We start from the raw sequence: 15,190 nt of genomic DNA, 5'->3' as shown, positions 1-15,190 counted from the left end.
GCATGCAGGCCTCGCTGCCGCTTCCCACGCTGGAAACGCGGCTGCAGCTGCATGCCAGCACCGCGTTGTCGCTGATCAGCGCGGTGCTGCTGACCTGGCTGTGGCATGGGGCGAATCTGCATGCCTTGCTGCCGCGCCAGGGCGAACAGTGGCTGGCCTGGACCCTGTTCTTTCTGCCTATCTACCGCACCATACGCCATATCCTGCGCCGGCCGCGCCAGCGCCAGCTGGGCGATCTGATCGGCCTGTACATCGGCCTGGTGCTGCAGTTCGCTGTCGTGTACTACCTGTTCGCGCTCTTGCTGGTCAACGGTCACGCCTTTCACGGCATGACCGCGCTGTATGACGGCCATGGCGGTTTTCTGCCGGACTTTTACGGCAATGCCGCGCTGCTGTTCCTGGATTGCTTCCATCTATCCATCGCCACCGCAGCCACCGTGGGTTATGGCGACATGTATCCTACCTACTGGCCGATCCGGCTGCTGGCGGATTTGCAGATCATTTTTACCAGCGCGCTGGTCATCATTGGCTTCGGCCGGCACTTTTCCGGGCACGGCGCGAAGGGTCCGTCTAGCTGAGCCGATCGTACAATGAAAAAGCCGGACATCTGTCCGGCTTTTTTTATTCCAAGGCGTCGCAATCAACCCTTGGGGATGGCTTTCAGCACCGCCTGCAGCAACTGCCAGGCTTTGCCGACCGATTCCACCTCCACGCGCTCGCCAGGGGCGTGCGCGCCGCGGATGTTCGGACCGAAGGACACCATGTCCAGGTTCGGGTACTTGGAGCCCAGGATGCCGCATTCCAGACCCGCGTGGATCACCTGCACTTCGGCTTCGCCGCCGAATTCCTGACGGTACACATCCTTGAACAGAGCCAGCAGTTTGGATTGCGGATTCGGCGCCCAGCCCGGATAGCCGCCTTCCATTTCCACCTTGAACGCGGCCAGCTTGAACAGGCTTTCCACTTCGCGCGCCAGCATCCAGGTGCCGGAATCCAGCAGCGAACGCACCATCAGGTTGGCGAAGACCTTTCCGTCGGCGACGGTCACCACGCCCAGGTTGTTAGAGGTTTCCACCACCCCTTCCACGCGCTGGCTCATGCGCTTCACGCCATGCGGCGCGGCATGCAGCGCGGACAGGATGGCGGTTTGGTCGGCGCGGGCCAGCACATCGGCTGCGGCGGCGGCCTCGGACAGCACCACCACGCCCTCGTCCACGCCGGCCAGTTCGAAGCGCATCAGCGCCTGGAACGCGTCCAGCTTGGCCGCCACCTTGGCCGCATCGGCGGCCGGATAGGCCACCACGGCAAAGGCTTCGCGCGACAGCGCGTTGCGGGCGGTGCCGCCCTTCAGCGAGGCCAGGCGCAGGTCGGTTTCCGCTTCCAGCTCGCGGATCAGGCGGATCAGCAGCTTGTTGGCGTTGCCGCGGCCCAGGTGGATGTCGGCGCCGGAGTGGCCGCCTTTCAAGCCCTTGATGGTCAGGCTGGCAGTCTGGAAGCCGGCCGGAACCGCTTCCGCCGCATATTCTCGGGTGACGTTCACGTCCACGCCGCCGGCGCAGCCCATGTAGAACTCGCCCCACTCTTCGGTATCGATATTGATCAGGTACTGGCCTTGCAGCAGACCGGTTTCCAGGCCCAGCGCCCCACCCATGCCGGCCTCTTCGTCCAGCGTCAGCAGCACTTCCACCGGGCCGTGGGCGACGTCGTCGCCGGACAGCACCGCCATGCCCAGCGCCACGCCGATGCCGTTGTCGGCGCCTAGCGTGGTGTTCTCGGCGACCAGCCAGCCATCCTTCAGCACCGGGCGGATCGGGTCTTTGAAGAAGTCGTGCTCGGTGCCGCTATTGGCCTGGCATACCATGTCCAGATGGCCTTGCAGCACCACGCCGGCGCGGTCTTCATAGCCCGGAGTGGCCGGCTTGCGGATGATCAGATTGCCCACCTGGTCCACAACGGTTTCCAGGCCGCGCAGCTCCGCCCAGCCTTTCATGTAGTCGCGCACCTGCTCTTCATGCTTGGACGGGCGCGGAATGTCGCACAGGGTTTGGAAATGTTCCCAGACGGCTTTGGGTTCGAGTTGGGCGATGTCGGTCACAGCGTATTCCTTGATTCGATGTCGCGACGCGGCCGATTTCAAGCACTGCCACGCCGCCGTATACTACATTCGCCATTGCGGCGAAGGCCGGAAAATAGTGTTTCACTTTAACACGATGCCGCGGCAACGTCATGCTCATTGCCATGATCGCCGCCGCGGCCGGCGTGCGGTTTTACAGACTGAAACGCAAGGATTTGACCAAGGCGCCGGGCAGCAGCTTGCTCTGCGTGGCGCGTCCGCCGTAGCTGCCGGCATCCACCAGCAGTTCGCGCTCGGCCGTCAGCGCCTCCAGCTGCTCGCCCAGCAGGCTGAACAGGCTATCGTCGAAGCGCATCACGCCCAGCGGCGCGACGATCTTGCCGTCTTCCACCCAGAAGCAGGCAAAGCGGGTCATGCCGGTTATGCGGCAAGCCGAGCGGTCGGAAAAGTTCAGATACCACAGATTGGACAGGTAGACGCCGGTGCCCAGCGCCTGCAGCGCCTGGTCGCGCGGCAGATCGCCGGCTTGCAGCTGCATGGCCTCGGCAAACTCCATGCTGCCCGTATTGGGCTGCAGGCCATACTCGCGCGCGCTGCGCGGGTCGATCAGGCTGTTGCGGTGCTCGCCGCCGGAGATCAATTCCACGCGCTCCGGCCGGATGAAGCCTTCGCGCTGGAACAAGGGCGACAAGCCCTCGCCTCCCGCCTCCGCCAGATGCACCAGCGGCGACAGTTTGACCTCGCCCTCCGCCAGCTTCAGCAGCGGACTGCGCTTGCTGCGGACTTCTTTTTCCGACACCCCGCCCCAGTTCAGCATGTTCAGCAGCGCGCCCAGCGCGCTGGGCGTGAAGTAAGCGCGATACTCGCCCGGCTCCAGCGTCTTTGCCGGCAGCTTCAGCCACTCCAATTGCCCAGCCGCCTCGTCGATGACGCCGCGCAGCGCCGCGCCGTCCCAAGCCGTGCCGGCCTGGCTGCGCTTGACCGCCTTGTCGCCATGCGAATACAGGCTCCAGTCGAAATTCCAGCTCTCGCCTTGCTGCCAGTTGAACTGGCCCAGATGGTTGGCGAAGCCGAAGCTCATCTGGCCGCTGGCCAGGATGCCCACCAGATCATGGCCTTCCGCGGCGGCTAGAATATCGGCGACCATGGTTTCCGCCGGCGGCAGCGCGTGCTGGCCTATGCGCTCGCTGCTTTGCGGCTGTTCGTTCAAAAGCAGGAAAGGGTCATCCTGCACTTGCTCCAAAGCAGCGCGCAATTCCGGCAGCGCCGCCTCAAGCAGCGCCATATCATCCGGACCGCCGCTGAGCGACAATTGCTGCGTGGCCTGACGCTGGCCTCGGATCAGCCGCATGTCCAGATACGCCTGCTCCACCGCTCCCGCTTGCCTGACCTTGCCGTGATTGAAACGAACGAAATCGGTCCGCTCCGCCTCCAGCCACAAGGTATAGCCTTCCCCCTCACGCAGCAGGGCGCTCAGCGCCGCCGCCAATGCTTGCAAATGCGCGCGCATCATGCCGCTCCTCCAAATACGTCCACGTCGCCGAATACGCAGGCCGGCGAGGCGTGCCCCACTCGCACCACCTGGTTAGGCTCCCCCTTGCCGCAATACGGCGTACCCATCACATTGAAGGTGCTTTCATCGCCTACCGCCTTCAGCGAGCGCCAGAAATTGGCGGAAATGCCGCGATAGTTGGGATTGCGCACCACGCCTTTCAGCTCGCCGTTCTCGATCAATTGTCCCCACTCGCAGCCGAACTGGAACTTGTTGCGCGAGTCGTCGATGGACCAGCTGACATTGGTCTGCATCAGCACGCCGCGCTCGATGCCGGCCACCAGCTGCGCAAGGCTTTGGTCGCCCGGCTCCACGTTAAGGTTGGCCATGCGGTCTATCGGCGCCCGATTCCAGTTGCAGGCGCGGCTATTGGCCACGCCATCCAGCGCAAAGCCATTGAGACGGGCGCGCGCGGCGGAAATGTCGCCGCCCAGCGGCCGCTCCAGAATGCCGTTTCGGATCAGCCAGACCTTCTCGGCCGGCTTGCCGTCATCGTCCCTGCCATAGCTGGCCAGTTCGTTTCTCAGCAAGGGATCAAACGTGACATTCAGCAATTCGGAGCCATAGCGGTAATGGCCGAACATGTCCGGCGTGACAAAGCTGGTGCCGGCATAGTTGCGCTCATCGCCCAGGATGCGGTCCAGCTCCAGCGGATGGCCGATGCTCTCGTGGATTTGCAGCATCATCTGTTCCGGCATCAGCAGCAGATCCATCTTGCCGCTGGGGCAGTTAGGCGCGTACAGCAGTTGCAGCGCCTCGTCTGCCACGCGGCGGCCCGCGCCGCGCAGGCCGGCCTCGGCGATCAGGTCCAAGCCGCCTTGACGGCCCAGGCCGCCGTACTGGCCGCCCAGGCTGCGGGTTTGCACCCGGCCCTCGGCAAACGCGGTCACCACCAGGGACGGCGTCAACGCGCGCAGATGCTGCTCGGCTTCGCCGCCGTCGGAAGTCAGGTACAACTGATGGATGTCCTGCCGGAACAGGCTGGCCGACCAGTCCACCACGCGGCTGTCGTTGCCCTTGGCAGCGGCCGATTCGCTCAGCAGCAGATCCAGCAGCGAAGCGCGCGGCCACACGGACGCGGCGTCGCTGCCCGCGCCCTGATAACGGCCTTGCGGTTTGGGCAGTTGAATCTGCCGGTAGTCGAACACGCCATGGCTGGCGGTGGCGCGCGCCCAGCCGCGGGCACGCTCAAAGGCGGCGCGCAGGCCCGCCTCGCTCAAATCGGCGGTGGCGGCGTAGCCATAGCCGCCGCCATCGCACACGGCGATCATCGCGCCGCGATCATGGCGGCGGGTCAGCGGCTGCTGCCTCCCCTGACGGACGGACAAGCGCTCATTGTCTTCCTCCACATAGCGCAAGGAACAGAAATCCGCTTGGGGCTGCAGCGCCTGGAAGCGCCGACGGATGGTTTCAAGCATGGATAGCTCCAGACAAGGAAATGCCAAAGGCATTCATACTAATCAGTCACACCTTGCCCTGTCCATCGAATGTTGCCGGCTTTACAAACCCAATTCGCTCAGCCCGGGATGGCCGTCCGGGCGGCGGCCCAGCGGCCAGAAGAACTTGCGCTCGTCCTCGCGAATAGGCAGGTCGTTGATGCTGGCGTGGCGATGCGTCATCAAACCATCCGCCGCGAACGCCCAATTCTCGTTGCCATAGCTGCGGTACCACTGCCCGGCATCGTCATGCCATTCATAGGCAAAGCGGACGGCGATGCGATGGCCATCATGGGCCCATAACTCCTTGATCAAGCGATAATCCAACTCACGCCGCCATTTGCGCTCCAGCAGCGCCTGCGCTTGCGCTCGGCCCTGCGGAAAATCGACGCGGTTGCGCCAGCGGGTATCGGGACTATAGGCCAGCACGATGCGCGCTGGATCGCGGCTGTTCCAGGCATCCTCGGCCAGGCGGATCTTTTCGATGGCGGTTTCACGACTGAATGGCGGCAATGGCGGGCGGCTTTCCAAAATATTTCTCCCCTTGGCTGCGTTTTGACATGGTAGACAGGTCTGTCTACCTGGCATGAGCCTATACCAAAGTAGACAAATCTGTCTACAATCATCGCCATGCCTACCCCAGCCTCCAGCCTCATCGCCGAATTGCCGCCGCGCGAGCGCATTCTTGCCACCGCCCACCGCCTGTTTTACCTGGAAGGCATCCGCGCAAGTGGCATAGACCGCGTCATCGCGGAGTCCGGCGTCAGCAAAGTCACCTTCTACCGCCACTTCCCCAGCAAGAACGAATTGATCCTGGCTTATCTGCAGCAGCGTCACCAGCTATGGATGCAGTGGTTTCAGGATGCCTTGAATCGCCATGCCGAAGCCGGTCCGGCAGCGCTGGCGGATGCCTTGGCGGAATGGTTCGCCAGCGCGGATTTCCGCGGTTGCGCCTTCATCAACGGACTGGGCGAAATCCCCGCCGATGCCGCGGTGGCCGATGCGGCCCGGCGCCATAAAACGGAGATGCGCCAGGCGATAGCTTCGCTGCTGCCGGAGGGCGACCAACAGGCGCGGCAAGCCGGCATGCTGGCGCTTGCGGCAGATGGCGCGATTGTCCGCGCTCAGATCGAGGGCTCGCCTGACGCGGCGATAGCGGCGCTGCGCCAGGTGATCCCATTGCTGACGGTAAGATGACGGCAGCCGGGCAGACATGCTAGCTTCGAGCGACAGAGAATCAGGAGACTCATCATGGAGCATGCCCTGTATCGCCTGCTGGATGCGCAGCGAATCCGCTACCAGCGATTCGAGCATCCGCCGGTCTATACCTGCGAAGAAGCCGCGCGGGTGATCCCTGAGCTGCCCGGCGCGGAATGCAAGAATCTCTTCCTTTGCGACGCCAAGGGGCGCAGTCACTTTCTGGTGGCCGTGCCCGCCGAAGCCGGCGTCGACATCAAGGCCCTGGGCGATATGCTGGGCGTCAAAGGCCTGCGTTTTGCCTCGCCGGAGCGGCTGAATAAATACCTGGGCCTGGAGCCGGGCTCGGTCACCTTGCTGGCCGCCGTCAACGACGGCAATCAACACGTCGCTATTGTAGTGGACGAGGCGCTGTGGGCCGCGGACGCCATCCTGTGTCACCCGCTGGTCAACACCGCCACCTTGAGCGTGCCGGTGGCCGATCTGGCGCGCTTCTTGGCTTACTGTGGCCACTCGCCGCGCATCCTCGCCGTGCCGCGCAGAAGCTAACGTCCTCATTCAGCCGCCATCGGCACCTCCCTTCTTTGGCCCTGCCGCCTGCCTCGTCTGACTTATCGGGGGAGGCGACTCTTGCCATTCCCGTCTCAAGTCGCCTCCCGCCCTTCCGGCCAGCGCCAGGCATGCATAAACGGAAGCGCCCTGTCACAAGCAAGCTTTATCTTGACAAGCACTCTTACGATATATATCTTAAAACTTACATCTTAAGATATAAACAAGGATGCCATGAAAGCAAAACACCTTTTCAATCTATGCGCGCATGCGTTCGGACGTGGCCATGGCGGGCGCGGCCACCGCGGCGGCGACGGCGAAATGACGCGCGGCCGCAAGTTCGGCGCGGACGATCTGCAGCTTTTGCTGCTGGCGCTGATCAATGAGCGACCGGCTCACGGCTATGAGCTGATCAAAGAGCTGGCCAGCCGCTCCAACGGCTATTACAGCCCCAGCCCAGGCATGGTTTACCCGGCGCTGACCTATCTGGAAGAACTGGGCCAGGTGACGGTGGCCGCCAGCGGCAACCGCAAGTGCTACTCCATCTCCCAGCCGGGCCAGAATCGGCTGGCGGAGCAAAAAGAGCATGTGGAACTGATGCTGGCCAAGCTGCGCCATATCGGCCGCAAGATGGAGCTGGCGCGCCGCGCTTATGCCGGCGAGGAAATAGGCGAAGACGGCGCCGCCGGCTGGACCAAGGAAATGATAGAAGCGCGCCGCGCCCTCAAACATGCGCTGCTGCTGCGCGATCACGCCGACGCCGAAGAACAGCGCCGCATCGCCGCCATTCTGCAACGCGCCACCGCCGAGATCATCGGCCAAGCCCAATCCTAAGGAGCGCCATATGACTCAAGATCTGACGATACAAAAACTGCGCCACGCCACTCGCTTCCGCTTGCTGCAAGTCAGCCGGGTAACGCGGCTGACGCCCGCCATGCTGCGGATCACCCTGAGCGGCGACGACCTGGAAGGATTTGTCTCAGCCTCCTTCGACGACCATGTCAAGCTGTTCTTCCCCGCTTCCGGCGAAACCATGCCGGCCGCGCCCGTCATCGGCGAGAGCGGCATGAGCTTTCCAGCGGATAGGCCCAAGCCGGCCATGCGCGACTACACCCCGCGCCGTTACGATGCGGCCAAGGGCGAACTGGATATCGACTTTGTGGTGCACGCCGGCGGCGTCGCCGCGCAGTGGGCGGCGAATGCCAAACCTGGCGACTACCTGGGCATAGGCGGCCCGCGCGGCTCGCGCGTGGTGCCGACCGGCTTTGACTGGCATTGGCTGATAGGCGACGAATCGGCGCTGCCGGCCATCGCCCGGAGACTGGAAACATTGCCGGCCGGCGCCCGCGGGCAAGCGTGGATATTGGTGGACGACGAGGATGGCCGGCTGCCGCTTGCCGCCCCGGCCGGCATCGAAATCGTCTGGCGTTACCGCAAACGCGGGCAGGATCTGCTGCAAGCCATCGCGCAGTCTGCCCTGCCCGCTGGCGAAGGCTATGTCTGGGCCGCGGGGGAAAGCGGCGAAATGCGCCCGCTGCACAAGCACTTGCTGGCGCAAGGGCTGGATAAGGAGCGGATGCGCGTGGCCGGCTACTGGAAACGCGGCGACGCTGGAGCGCATGAGAGCATTTCGGACTAGCGATTTTCCCGCTTGGCCCATGGGCCGGCTTTGGGCCGGTTAAGCGGCTGCAGGCCCTATGGCATCAGGGCGGTCCGGAAAAAAGCCACCAACGAAGCATTCAAATCATGATGAAATGCCGTTCGGTCAAAACCTGGCGCGTCTTGGCAGATTTCCGGCTCTTCCTTGACCAGCGCCTCCGCGCATGGCGCAAGGAAGGCAAAGTGGCCCGCGTTTTGCAGTACTTTGTAATCGCGCAAGGTTGGCAGCAGTTTATGCAGCTTGGCCTCCGTGTCCGGTTCTACGCCATCACCGCCCTTCTCCGAAATCCACAGAAACACGGGAATTTTGATGCCTGCAAGATTGGCGGCACTCGGAAAAGCATTCAGCGGATCAAGCGCTGCGGCAGCCTTGACTCTATCGTCGCGCACCCATTGGCGGGTTCCCCTGGCCTCTTGCTCAAGCTGTCGGCACAGCGGACGATCCATCTTGCAGCGCACTTCCGAACCGGCAAAATCTGGCTCGCCGCCCGCAATGACCAAGGACGTAAAGCCGCCGCGCGAGAAACCCATGACGCCTATCCTGGAGGAATCGATTCGCGAGGCTTCGGTCGCCTCGCCCAGCATATAGTCAATCACCCTTTTGATCTCGATTGGCCGTCTTTCAAAAGCCAACATGTCCCAAGGGTACTTCATACTCATCCCGCTATCCCCGGTGTGGTTGAGGGACACCACTAGGAATCCGTTATCAGCCAAAGCTTCCGCGCTGTCATGATGGCTGTACATGCTGCCGGTAAAACCGTGAGAAATCACGATCAGGGGCAGCTTATCGACATCCAAAGGACAATTGCGACTGGCGCTCACCATGAAGGCTGCGACCTGGCTGCTCTCCGGCTGCTTTGAACACGGAGACCAAATCGCCGCCTTCAATGCCGGAATCGTTTTGGTGGCTGGAATATCAAGCAGCCGCAAGCCCGCAGCCAGCGTAAAGGAAGCGCAGCAGGCGAAAAGCATGCCTATCGCAACATGCATGATTTTAGTCAAACGCATAGTCTGTCTCCACAAGCAGGAATCCGCATCCTATCCGAAATGCGTTTGACATTGCGAACTCATTCCACCTCGCGCAGCAATTGCGTCAACAGCGGCGACAGATAGCGCCGCTGCACGGTAATGGCATAAAACGTTTCTTCTACCTCAGGCACCAGGCAATACTGCTGCAGCAAACCTTTCTCCAGCTCGTCGCGCACCACGATGGCGGGCAGCAGCGCCACGCCACCCGCGTCGCGCGCCAACAGACGCAGCATGGCCATGTCGTCCACTTCGGCCCGTATCTGCGGTTTCCAAGCCATTTCCTCGCACAACAGGTCGAAGCGCAGGCGGACCTCGCTCTTGCGGCTGGGCACCAGCAAAGGCAGGCGCGTCAGATCGCGCTCGATCTGGAAATCCCGCCCCATCTCCAGCGGCGGCCCCACCAGCACCACGGGCTGGCGCGCCAGGGTGCGGCAGCGCCACGATTGCTTGTCATCGGCCAGCACCGGCCGATTCGACAGCACCACGTCCAGCTCGTGCGCCTTCAGCCTGGCCAGCAACTCCTCCAGGCTGCCCGCTTCCAGCACCAGCCGCACCTGTTGCTGGCGCAGCACCGGCTGCAGAAACCAATCCTGGAAATTGCGCGACAAGGTCGCCACGCTGCCGATGCGCAAGGTGCCGCCGCTGCCTTCGCTGGACGCCGCGCTGGCCAGCAGCTCGTTGCCCAGGGCAAAAATCTCCTCGGCGTAACGCATCACCACCGCGCCCAGTTCGGTCAATTGCAGTTTGCGGCCTTCGCGCAGAAACAGCGGCTGGCCCAGCTGCTCTTCCAGCTGGCGGATTTGCGCGGACAACGCCGATTGCGAAACATGCAAGCGCTCGGCGGCCCGGGTGAGGTGCCCCTCGCTGGCCACCGACCAGAAGTAATACAGATGATGGTAGTTGAGTCGATTCATCGTTCTATATAAAAGAATAAAAACTAATATTTAATCTATTTTACTGAACACAATCCATCGGGCAAAGTTCAAGCAGGATAAAAAACGGAGCCCATCATGCCCCTTGACCCGCTCGCGGCCCTGCCGATGGCCATCGCCGCGGCTTGGTTGTTGCCGACTTTCTGGCCTGGCCATGTCCTGCGCGCGCATTGGCGGGCGGCGGAAGCGGCCGCCCTCTGCGGCGGCTTGTTGCTGTTGCCTTTAGCTTGGTTTGCTCCATCTGCGCCCTGGTTCGCCGCTGCCTGGCTGATGCAGGCGCTGATTCAGCTACTGGGCTGGATGGTGCTGCGCTATTCACGCCGCTACATGCAAGGCGAACCCGGCCAGCACCGTTTCCTGCGCGCGCTGGGATGCTTGCTGGCTTCCGTCACCTTGGTCGTCCAAGGCAACCATCTTTTGCCGATGCTGGCGGCGTGGATAGTGTGCAGCCTGGCGCTGCAAACGCTGCTGACCTTTTACCCCGGCCGGCCTGCCGCCCAGCTGGCGGCGCGGCGAGAATGGCGCGCCAGCCGGCTGGCGGAGCTTCTGCTGATCGCCGCCGGACTCTCCTGGATCAGCGCCGGCGGCAGTTTGGACCTGACGGCAGCCGCAACGGCGCCGATCTCGATCGAAAACCATGGCTACGCCACGCTGGCTGTCGTATTGCTAGTGGCTGCGGCGGGCATCAAGACCGCCCAGTTGCCCTTCCACGGCTGGCTGACCCAGGTGATGGAAGCGCCCACGCCGATTTCCGCCCTGTTGCATGCCGGCGTGGTGAACCTGGGCGGCATCGTGCTGATCAAGGCGGCGCCCTTGCTGCAAACCGCGCCCGCCGCCAATGCGTTGCTGATGCTGTGGGGCGGCCTGAGCGCGGCAGTGTGCTGCCTGGTGATGCTGACTCGCATCAGCGTCAAGCTGCGGCTGGCATGGTCCACCTGCGCCCAGATGGGTTTCATGCTGCTGGAAATCGGCATGGGCCTGTATTCGCTGGCGCTGCTGCACTTGCTGGCCCATTCGCTGTATAAGGCGCATGCCTTTCTGAGCGCAGGAAACGCCGTGCGCGACAGCGCCGCGCTGCGCCTGGCCGGCGGAGACGAAGCCGACAGCCTGCCAGCGCACCTTGCTCGCGGCGCGCTGGCCGTATTGGCGCTGGCCGTTTCGCAATGGCTGTGGCAACGCTGGCTGCCGGCCGCAACGGTGCCGCCTTTGTTCTGGCTATGCATGGGGCTGGGCATGGGCGTGTTGCTGCGCGGCCCGGCGGGCCTGTTGGCGACGCTGGCGCTGTGCCAATCCTATCTGCTGCTGCATGCGTTGGCGGCGCTGGCGCTGCCGTGGCACGGGCAGCCCCCCGCGGCGTGGAGCCAATGGCTGCTTGGCGCGATTTTTGCCGCGGCCTTCCTGCTGCAGGGCGAATTGCTGCGCCACCCGCAAGGCTGGCTGGCGCGGCGGCTCTATCCGCATGCCTTCGCCGGTTTTCATCTCGACGAATGGTGGTGCATGCTCGCCTGGCGCCAGCCCCGGCAGCAGACTCCGACCCCATCCTGGCAACTGTCGCTGAAAGGAGGCCGCCATGACTAAACTCGCCTCGCCATGGCAGCAGGCTGTGGAACAGGCCCTATCCGCCATTGCCCCATCCTGGCCCTTGGACAGCCTGGTGGCCAGCTCGCCTTACTGGGGTTTGCGCGATCGCTCCTTCAAGCAGGCGGCCGATAACCTGCTTCATGTGGCCAACAGCCCGCTGCATCTGCCGCAAAGCGAATACCTGGCCGCTTGGCGCAGCGGCGAAATCACTCGCGATGCCTTGCAGGCCGCGCTGAACGAGGCTGGCTGCACCGATTCGCTGGAAACCTGGCTGGAACGGGCGCGCCAGTCTTTCACGCCCCCTGCGGCGCCCCTCCTTCTTACCGAGCTCTGCCCCGCCCCTGCCGGGCCGATGAGCGCGCAGCGCTGGACCGGTGTCGTCATTCAGCAGATCAGCCAGTATTGCGCCGCATGGTTCGATCGCGACCAGGCCAACTGGCACTTGTCGCACGAGCAGGGGTTTTACGCCGCCTGGCGGGAGCAGATGCGCCATCCCTATGGTTTGACCGCATCGCAGCAAATGCGGGAACGTTTGCGACAGCACGCGATACGTCTGCCTGCCGATGCCGAGTCCATGCTGGTATCCGGCATCGCCCAGTTGCAGCCGGATGCCGACTGGGCCGCGCCGTGGCTGCAAGCGCTGTTGATGCGCAACAATGGCTGGGCCGGCTGGTGCGCCTATCTCGCCTGGCAAGCCCAGCTGGCGGGCGAGAGCGACAGGCACTTGCCAGAACTCCTGGCCATCCAGCTGGCCTGGGAATGCCTGCTGGACGATGGCCGGCGCGACGCCGGCAGCGCCTGGGCGTCTTGGCGCCATGCATGGCAACATCATGGAGACTGCCGCGCCAACCCGTTTGCCGCAGTCTGGCAGCGCGCGCACGAGCTGTCCCTACACTTGCCGCTGACGCAAGCGCTATGCCGCCCCTCGCCGGCGCAAACCGGTACGCGCCCGGCCATGCAAGCCGTATTCTGCATCGATGTGCGCTCGGAGCCGCTGCGCCGCGCGCTGGAAGAAACCATTCCCGCATGCCGCACCCACGGCTTCGCCGGCTTTTTCGGCCTGCCGCTGGCCTACCGGCCGCCAGGCAGCGAATTCGCTCAACCGCGCCTCCCGGTCCTGCTTGGCCCTGCCTGGGAAGCCACCTCGCCTGCCTCCCAACCGCGTCCGGCGCGGCGCAGCGGGTGGCAAAACTTCCAACGCTCCCCCGCCGCCGGTTTCGCTCTGGTGGAAAGCATGGGTCTGGGCAAAATCGCCATCCTGGCCCGCCGCAGCCTGCCGCGCGCGCGCCAGGCCCAGCTGCCGGATCTGGACCCATGGCTGAGCCGGCACAGCGCTGCCCCTGTGCCGCAAGCCTCGCTGCCCTTGGAGCAGAAGGCCAAGCTGGCGGCGGGCTTGCTGCCGGCGATGGGGCTGAATGGTGAACTTGCGCCCTGGGTGCTGTTGACCGGCCACGCCAGCCACGCCAGCAATAATCCGCAAGCCGCCGCGCTGCAATGCGGCGCCTGCGGCGGCCATGGCGGCCACCAGCATGTCCGCCTGCTGGCCAGCTGGTTGAACGATCCCGCGCTGCGCGCGCTGCTGGCCGAGCAAGGCCAGCCCGTCCCGGCGGATACCGTTTTCCTGCCGGCGCTGCACCTGACGCACAGCGATGAAATTCTGCTGCTGGACACCGATGCGCTGGCGGCCGATGTCCGCGCCCGCCTGCCCGCGCTTGAGGCGCAATTGCGCGACGCCGCCGCACTGGCCAGGCAGCGGCGCGCGCCGGCGGTCAATCTGGACGCCAGCCTCGGCGATCAGGCCTTGCTGCAAAAAATGCGGCAAAAAGGCGATGACTGGGCGGAAACGCGCCCGGAATGGGCGCTGGCCGGCAATGCGCTGTTCATCGCGGCGCCGCGCGGCAAGACCAGCCGCCTGGACCTGCAAGGCCGCGCCTTCCTGCATGATTACAACTGGCGCGAAGACGCGGATGGAAAAGGACTGGAAGCCATTCTGGCCGCGCCCATGGTGGTGGCGCACTGGATCAATATGCAGTATTTCGCCTCCACCGTTGATCCGCGCCGCTTCGGCAGCGGCAACAAGCTGCTGCACAATGTGGTGGGCGGCCGCATCGGCGTGTTCGAAGGCAATAGCGGCGACTTGCGCATCGGCCTGTCCTGGCAATCCGTGCACGATGGCCAGCACCTGCGCCATGCGCCGCTGCGGCTGGCGGCCTGCATCGACGCCCCGCCGGACAAGCTGGCCGCCGCCCTGTCCCGCCAGCCGCTACCAAAGCAGTTGATCGAAAACGGCTGGCTGCATCTGTACTGTGTGCATGGCGAGACGCCGCTGCGCTGGCATGCCGATGGAGGCTGGCGGCATGATGCTTGATCGCAAGGCCGCGCTGTTGACCCTCCATGGCAAGCAGGCGGCGCTGGGGCCCGCTCTGGCCGGCATCGGCTGGCAAGTCGCCCTGGTGGATAGCTTCGATACCGACAGCCTGGGCACATTCACCGGGGAGACGCCGCGCGCCGGCAGCCAGCGCGACGCGGCCCTGGCCAAGGCCAAGCTGGCCTGCGAGATCAGCGGGCTGCCGCATGGCATCGGCAGCGAAGGCAGCTTCGGCGGCGATCCCTGGCTGGGCAGCTGCGCCTGGGCGACGGAGCTGCTGGTTTATTGGGACGCGGCGCGCGAATACGCGGTGGAAGCATGGATCAGCGGGCCGGAAACCCATTACCGCCACTGGATGCTGAATGGCCTGGACGGCCTGCCCGAGCTGTTGCGCCAGGCCGATTTCCCCGCGCACGGCCTGATCGTCGGCCGGCCCGGCGAGCCGGCGTTTGATAAATCGCTGCGCGACGAGCGCGCGCTGCGCACGCACCTGGAAACGCACCTGGCGGCGGGTCCGCTGCATCTGGAAACCGATATGCGCGCCCATCGCAACCCCACCCGGATGGCCATGATCGCCCGCTGCGCGGAAAAGCTGGCCGCTCGGCTGGCCAGTCCATGCCCGGATTGCGGCGTGCCGGGCTTCGGCGAAATCGCCCCGCTCGCTGGCGCGCCATGCCAGGACTGCGGCGCACCCACCCGGCAGCCTGGCGTTCGCCGCTGGCAATGCCCCTGTTGCCTGGCCATGCGCCAGGAAACGCTGGGCGCGCCGGTCTCGCCGCAATATTGCGACGTCTGCAATCCCTAACGCGATAG

General features: G+C 64.4%; 14 protein-coding genes. 8 read left to right on the top strand and 6 right to left on the bottom strand.

Annotated features, from left to right (window positions below; translation table 11 throughout):
- Positions 1–2 precede the first annotated feature (2 nt).
- The gene (locus BI343_RS02895) at positions 3–578 is read left to right on the top strand and encodes an ion channel (RefSeq protein WP_043627637.1); all 576 of its coding nucleotides are present in this window, start codon (positions 3–5) and stop codon (positions 576–578) included.
- Positions 579–640: 62 nt separating this feature from the next.
- On the opposite strand, the gene BI343_RS02890 is transcribed toward BI343_RS02895, so the two are convergent.
- The 4 genes from BI343_RS02890 to BI343_RS02875 all read right to left on the bottom strand — a co-directional run bounded on the left by BI343_RS02890 (position 641) and on the right by BI343_RS02875 (position 5,593).
- Positions 641–2,095 carry an aminoacyl-histidine dipeptidase gene (locus tag BI343_RS02890; RefSeq protein ID WP_071108583.1) on the bottom strand — a complete coding sequence of 485 codons (1,455 nt, stop codon included), beginning with the start codon at positions 2,093–2,095 and terminating at the stop codon, positions 641–643.
- Between the two features lie 172 nt (positions 2,096–2,267).
- Entirely contained in the window at positions 2,268–3,587 is a 1,320-nt protein-coding gene (locus BI343_RS02885; protein ID WP_071108582.1) for a TldD/PmbA family protein, read from the bottom strand.
- Positions 3,584–5,044, bottom strand: coding sequence for a TldD/PmbA family protein (locus tag BI343_RS02880; RefSeq protein WP_071108581.1), 1,461 nt, complete (start codon positions 5,042–5,044; stop codon positions 3,584–3,586). The genes BI343_RS02885 and BI343_RS02880 overlap by 4 nt, the downstream gene beginning before the upstream one ends.
- Before the next feature lie 81 nt (positions 5,045–5,125).
- Entirely contained in the window at positions 5,126–5,593 is a 468-nt protein-coding gene (locus BI343_RS02875; RefSeq protein WP_071108580.1) for a nuclear transport factor 2 family protein, read from the bottom strand.
- A gap of 99 nt (positions 5,594–5,692) precedes the next feature.
- Here BI343_RS02875 and BI343_RS02870 point away from each other — a divergent pair, with 99 nt between their 5' ends.
- The 4 genes from BI343_RS02870 to BI343_RS02855 all read left to right on the top strand — a co-directional run bounded on the left by BI343_RS02870 (position 5,693) and on the right by BI343_RS02855 (position 8,447).
- Entirely contained in the window at positions 5,693–6,259 is a 567-nt protein-coding gene (locus tag BI343_RS02870) for a TetR/AcrR family transcriptional regulator (protein WP_071108579.1), read from the top strand.
- 54 nt (positions 6,260–6,313) lie between these two features.
- Complete coding sequence (locus tag BI343_RS02865; protein ID WP_071108578.1) at positions 6,314–6,808, top strand: prolyl-tRNA synthetase associated domain-containing protein; 495 nt, start codon at positions 6,314–6,316, stop codon at positions 6,806–6,808.
- A gap of 234 nt (positions 6,809–7,042) precedes the next feature.
- The gene (locus BI343_RS02860; protein ID WP_071108577.1) at positions 7,043–7,642 is read left to right on the top strand and encodes a PadR family transcriptional regulator; all 600 of its coding nucleotides are present in this window, start codon (positions 7,043–7,045) and stop codon (positions 7,640–7,642) included.
- A 10-nt stretch (positions 7,643–7,652) separates the two neighbouring features.
- Positions 7,653–8,447 carry a siderophore-interacting protein gene (locus BI343_RS02855; RefSeq protein ID WP_071108576.1) on the top strand — a complete coding sequence of 265 codons (795 nt, stop codon included), beginning with the start codon at positions 7,653–7,655 and terminating at the stop codon, positions 8,445–8,447.
- Between the two features lie 56 nt (positions 8,448–8,503).
- Here BI343_RS02855 and BI343_RS02850 read toward each other — a convergent pair whose 3' ends face one another.
- On the bottom strand, positions 8,504–9,475 hold the full coding sequence (locus BI343_RS02850) for an alpha/beta hydrolase family protein (protein WP_083340769.1): 972 nt from the start codon (positions 9,473–9,475) through the stop codon (positions 8,504–8,506).
- 59 nt (positions 9,476–9,534) lie between these two features.
- Positions 9,535–10,410 (bottom strand): LysR family transcriptional regulator, encoded by an 876-nt coding sequence (locus BI343_RS02845; RefSeq protein WP_043627624.1) that lies wholly within the window; start codon positions 10,408–10,410, stop codon positions 9,535–9,537.
- Positions 10,411–10,506: 96 nt separating this feature from the next.
- Between BI343_RS02845 and BI343_RS02840 the strand changes: the two genes are divergently transcribed.
- The 3 genes from BI343_RS02840 to BI343_RS02830 are packed head-to-tail and all read left to right on the top strand — an operon-like array spanning position 10,507 to position 15,182.
- Positions 10,507–12,006 (top strand): NADH-quinone oxidoreductase subunit L, encoded by a 1,500-nt coding sequence (locus tag BI343_RS02840; RefSeq protein ID WP_071108575.1) that lies wholly within the window; start codon positions 10,507–10,509, stop codon positions 12,004–12,006.
- Positions 11,999–14,377 carry a YbcC family protein gene (locus tag BI343_RS02835; RefSeq protein ID WP_071108574.1) on the top strand — a complete coding sequence of 793 codons (2,379 nt, stop codon included), beginning with the start codon at positions 11,999–12,001 and terminating at the stop codon, positions 14,375–14,377. The genes BI343_RS02840 and BI343_RS02835 overlap by 8 nt, the downstream gene beginning before the upstream one ends.
- The gene (locus tag BI343_RS02830) at positions 14,367–15,182 is read left to right on the top strand and encodes a DUF6671 family protein (RefSeq protein ID WP_139165622.1); all 816 of its coding nucleotides are present in this window, start codon (positions 14,367–14,369) and stop codon (positions 15,180–15,182) included. Before BI343_RS02835 ends, BI343_RS02830 begins: the two co-directional genes overlap by 11 nt.
- Positions 15,183–15,190 lie beyond the last annotated feature (8 nt).

Origin of the sequence: Chromobacterium amazonense (assembly GCF_001855565.1) — a bacterium.
GTDB lineage: Bacteria > Pseudomonadota > Gammaproteobacteria > Burkholderiales > Chromobacteriaceae > Chromobacterium > Chromobacterium amazonense.
The sequence above is the reverse complement of the archived record's forward strand: the minus strand, read 5'-3'. Positions and strand labels throughout refer to the sequence as shown.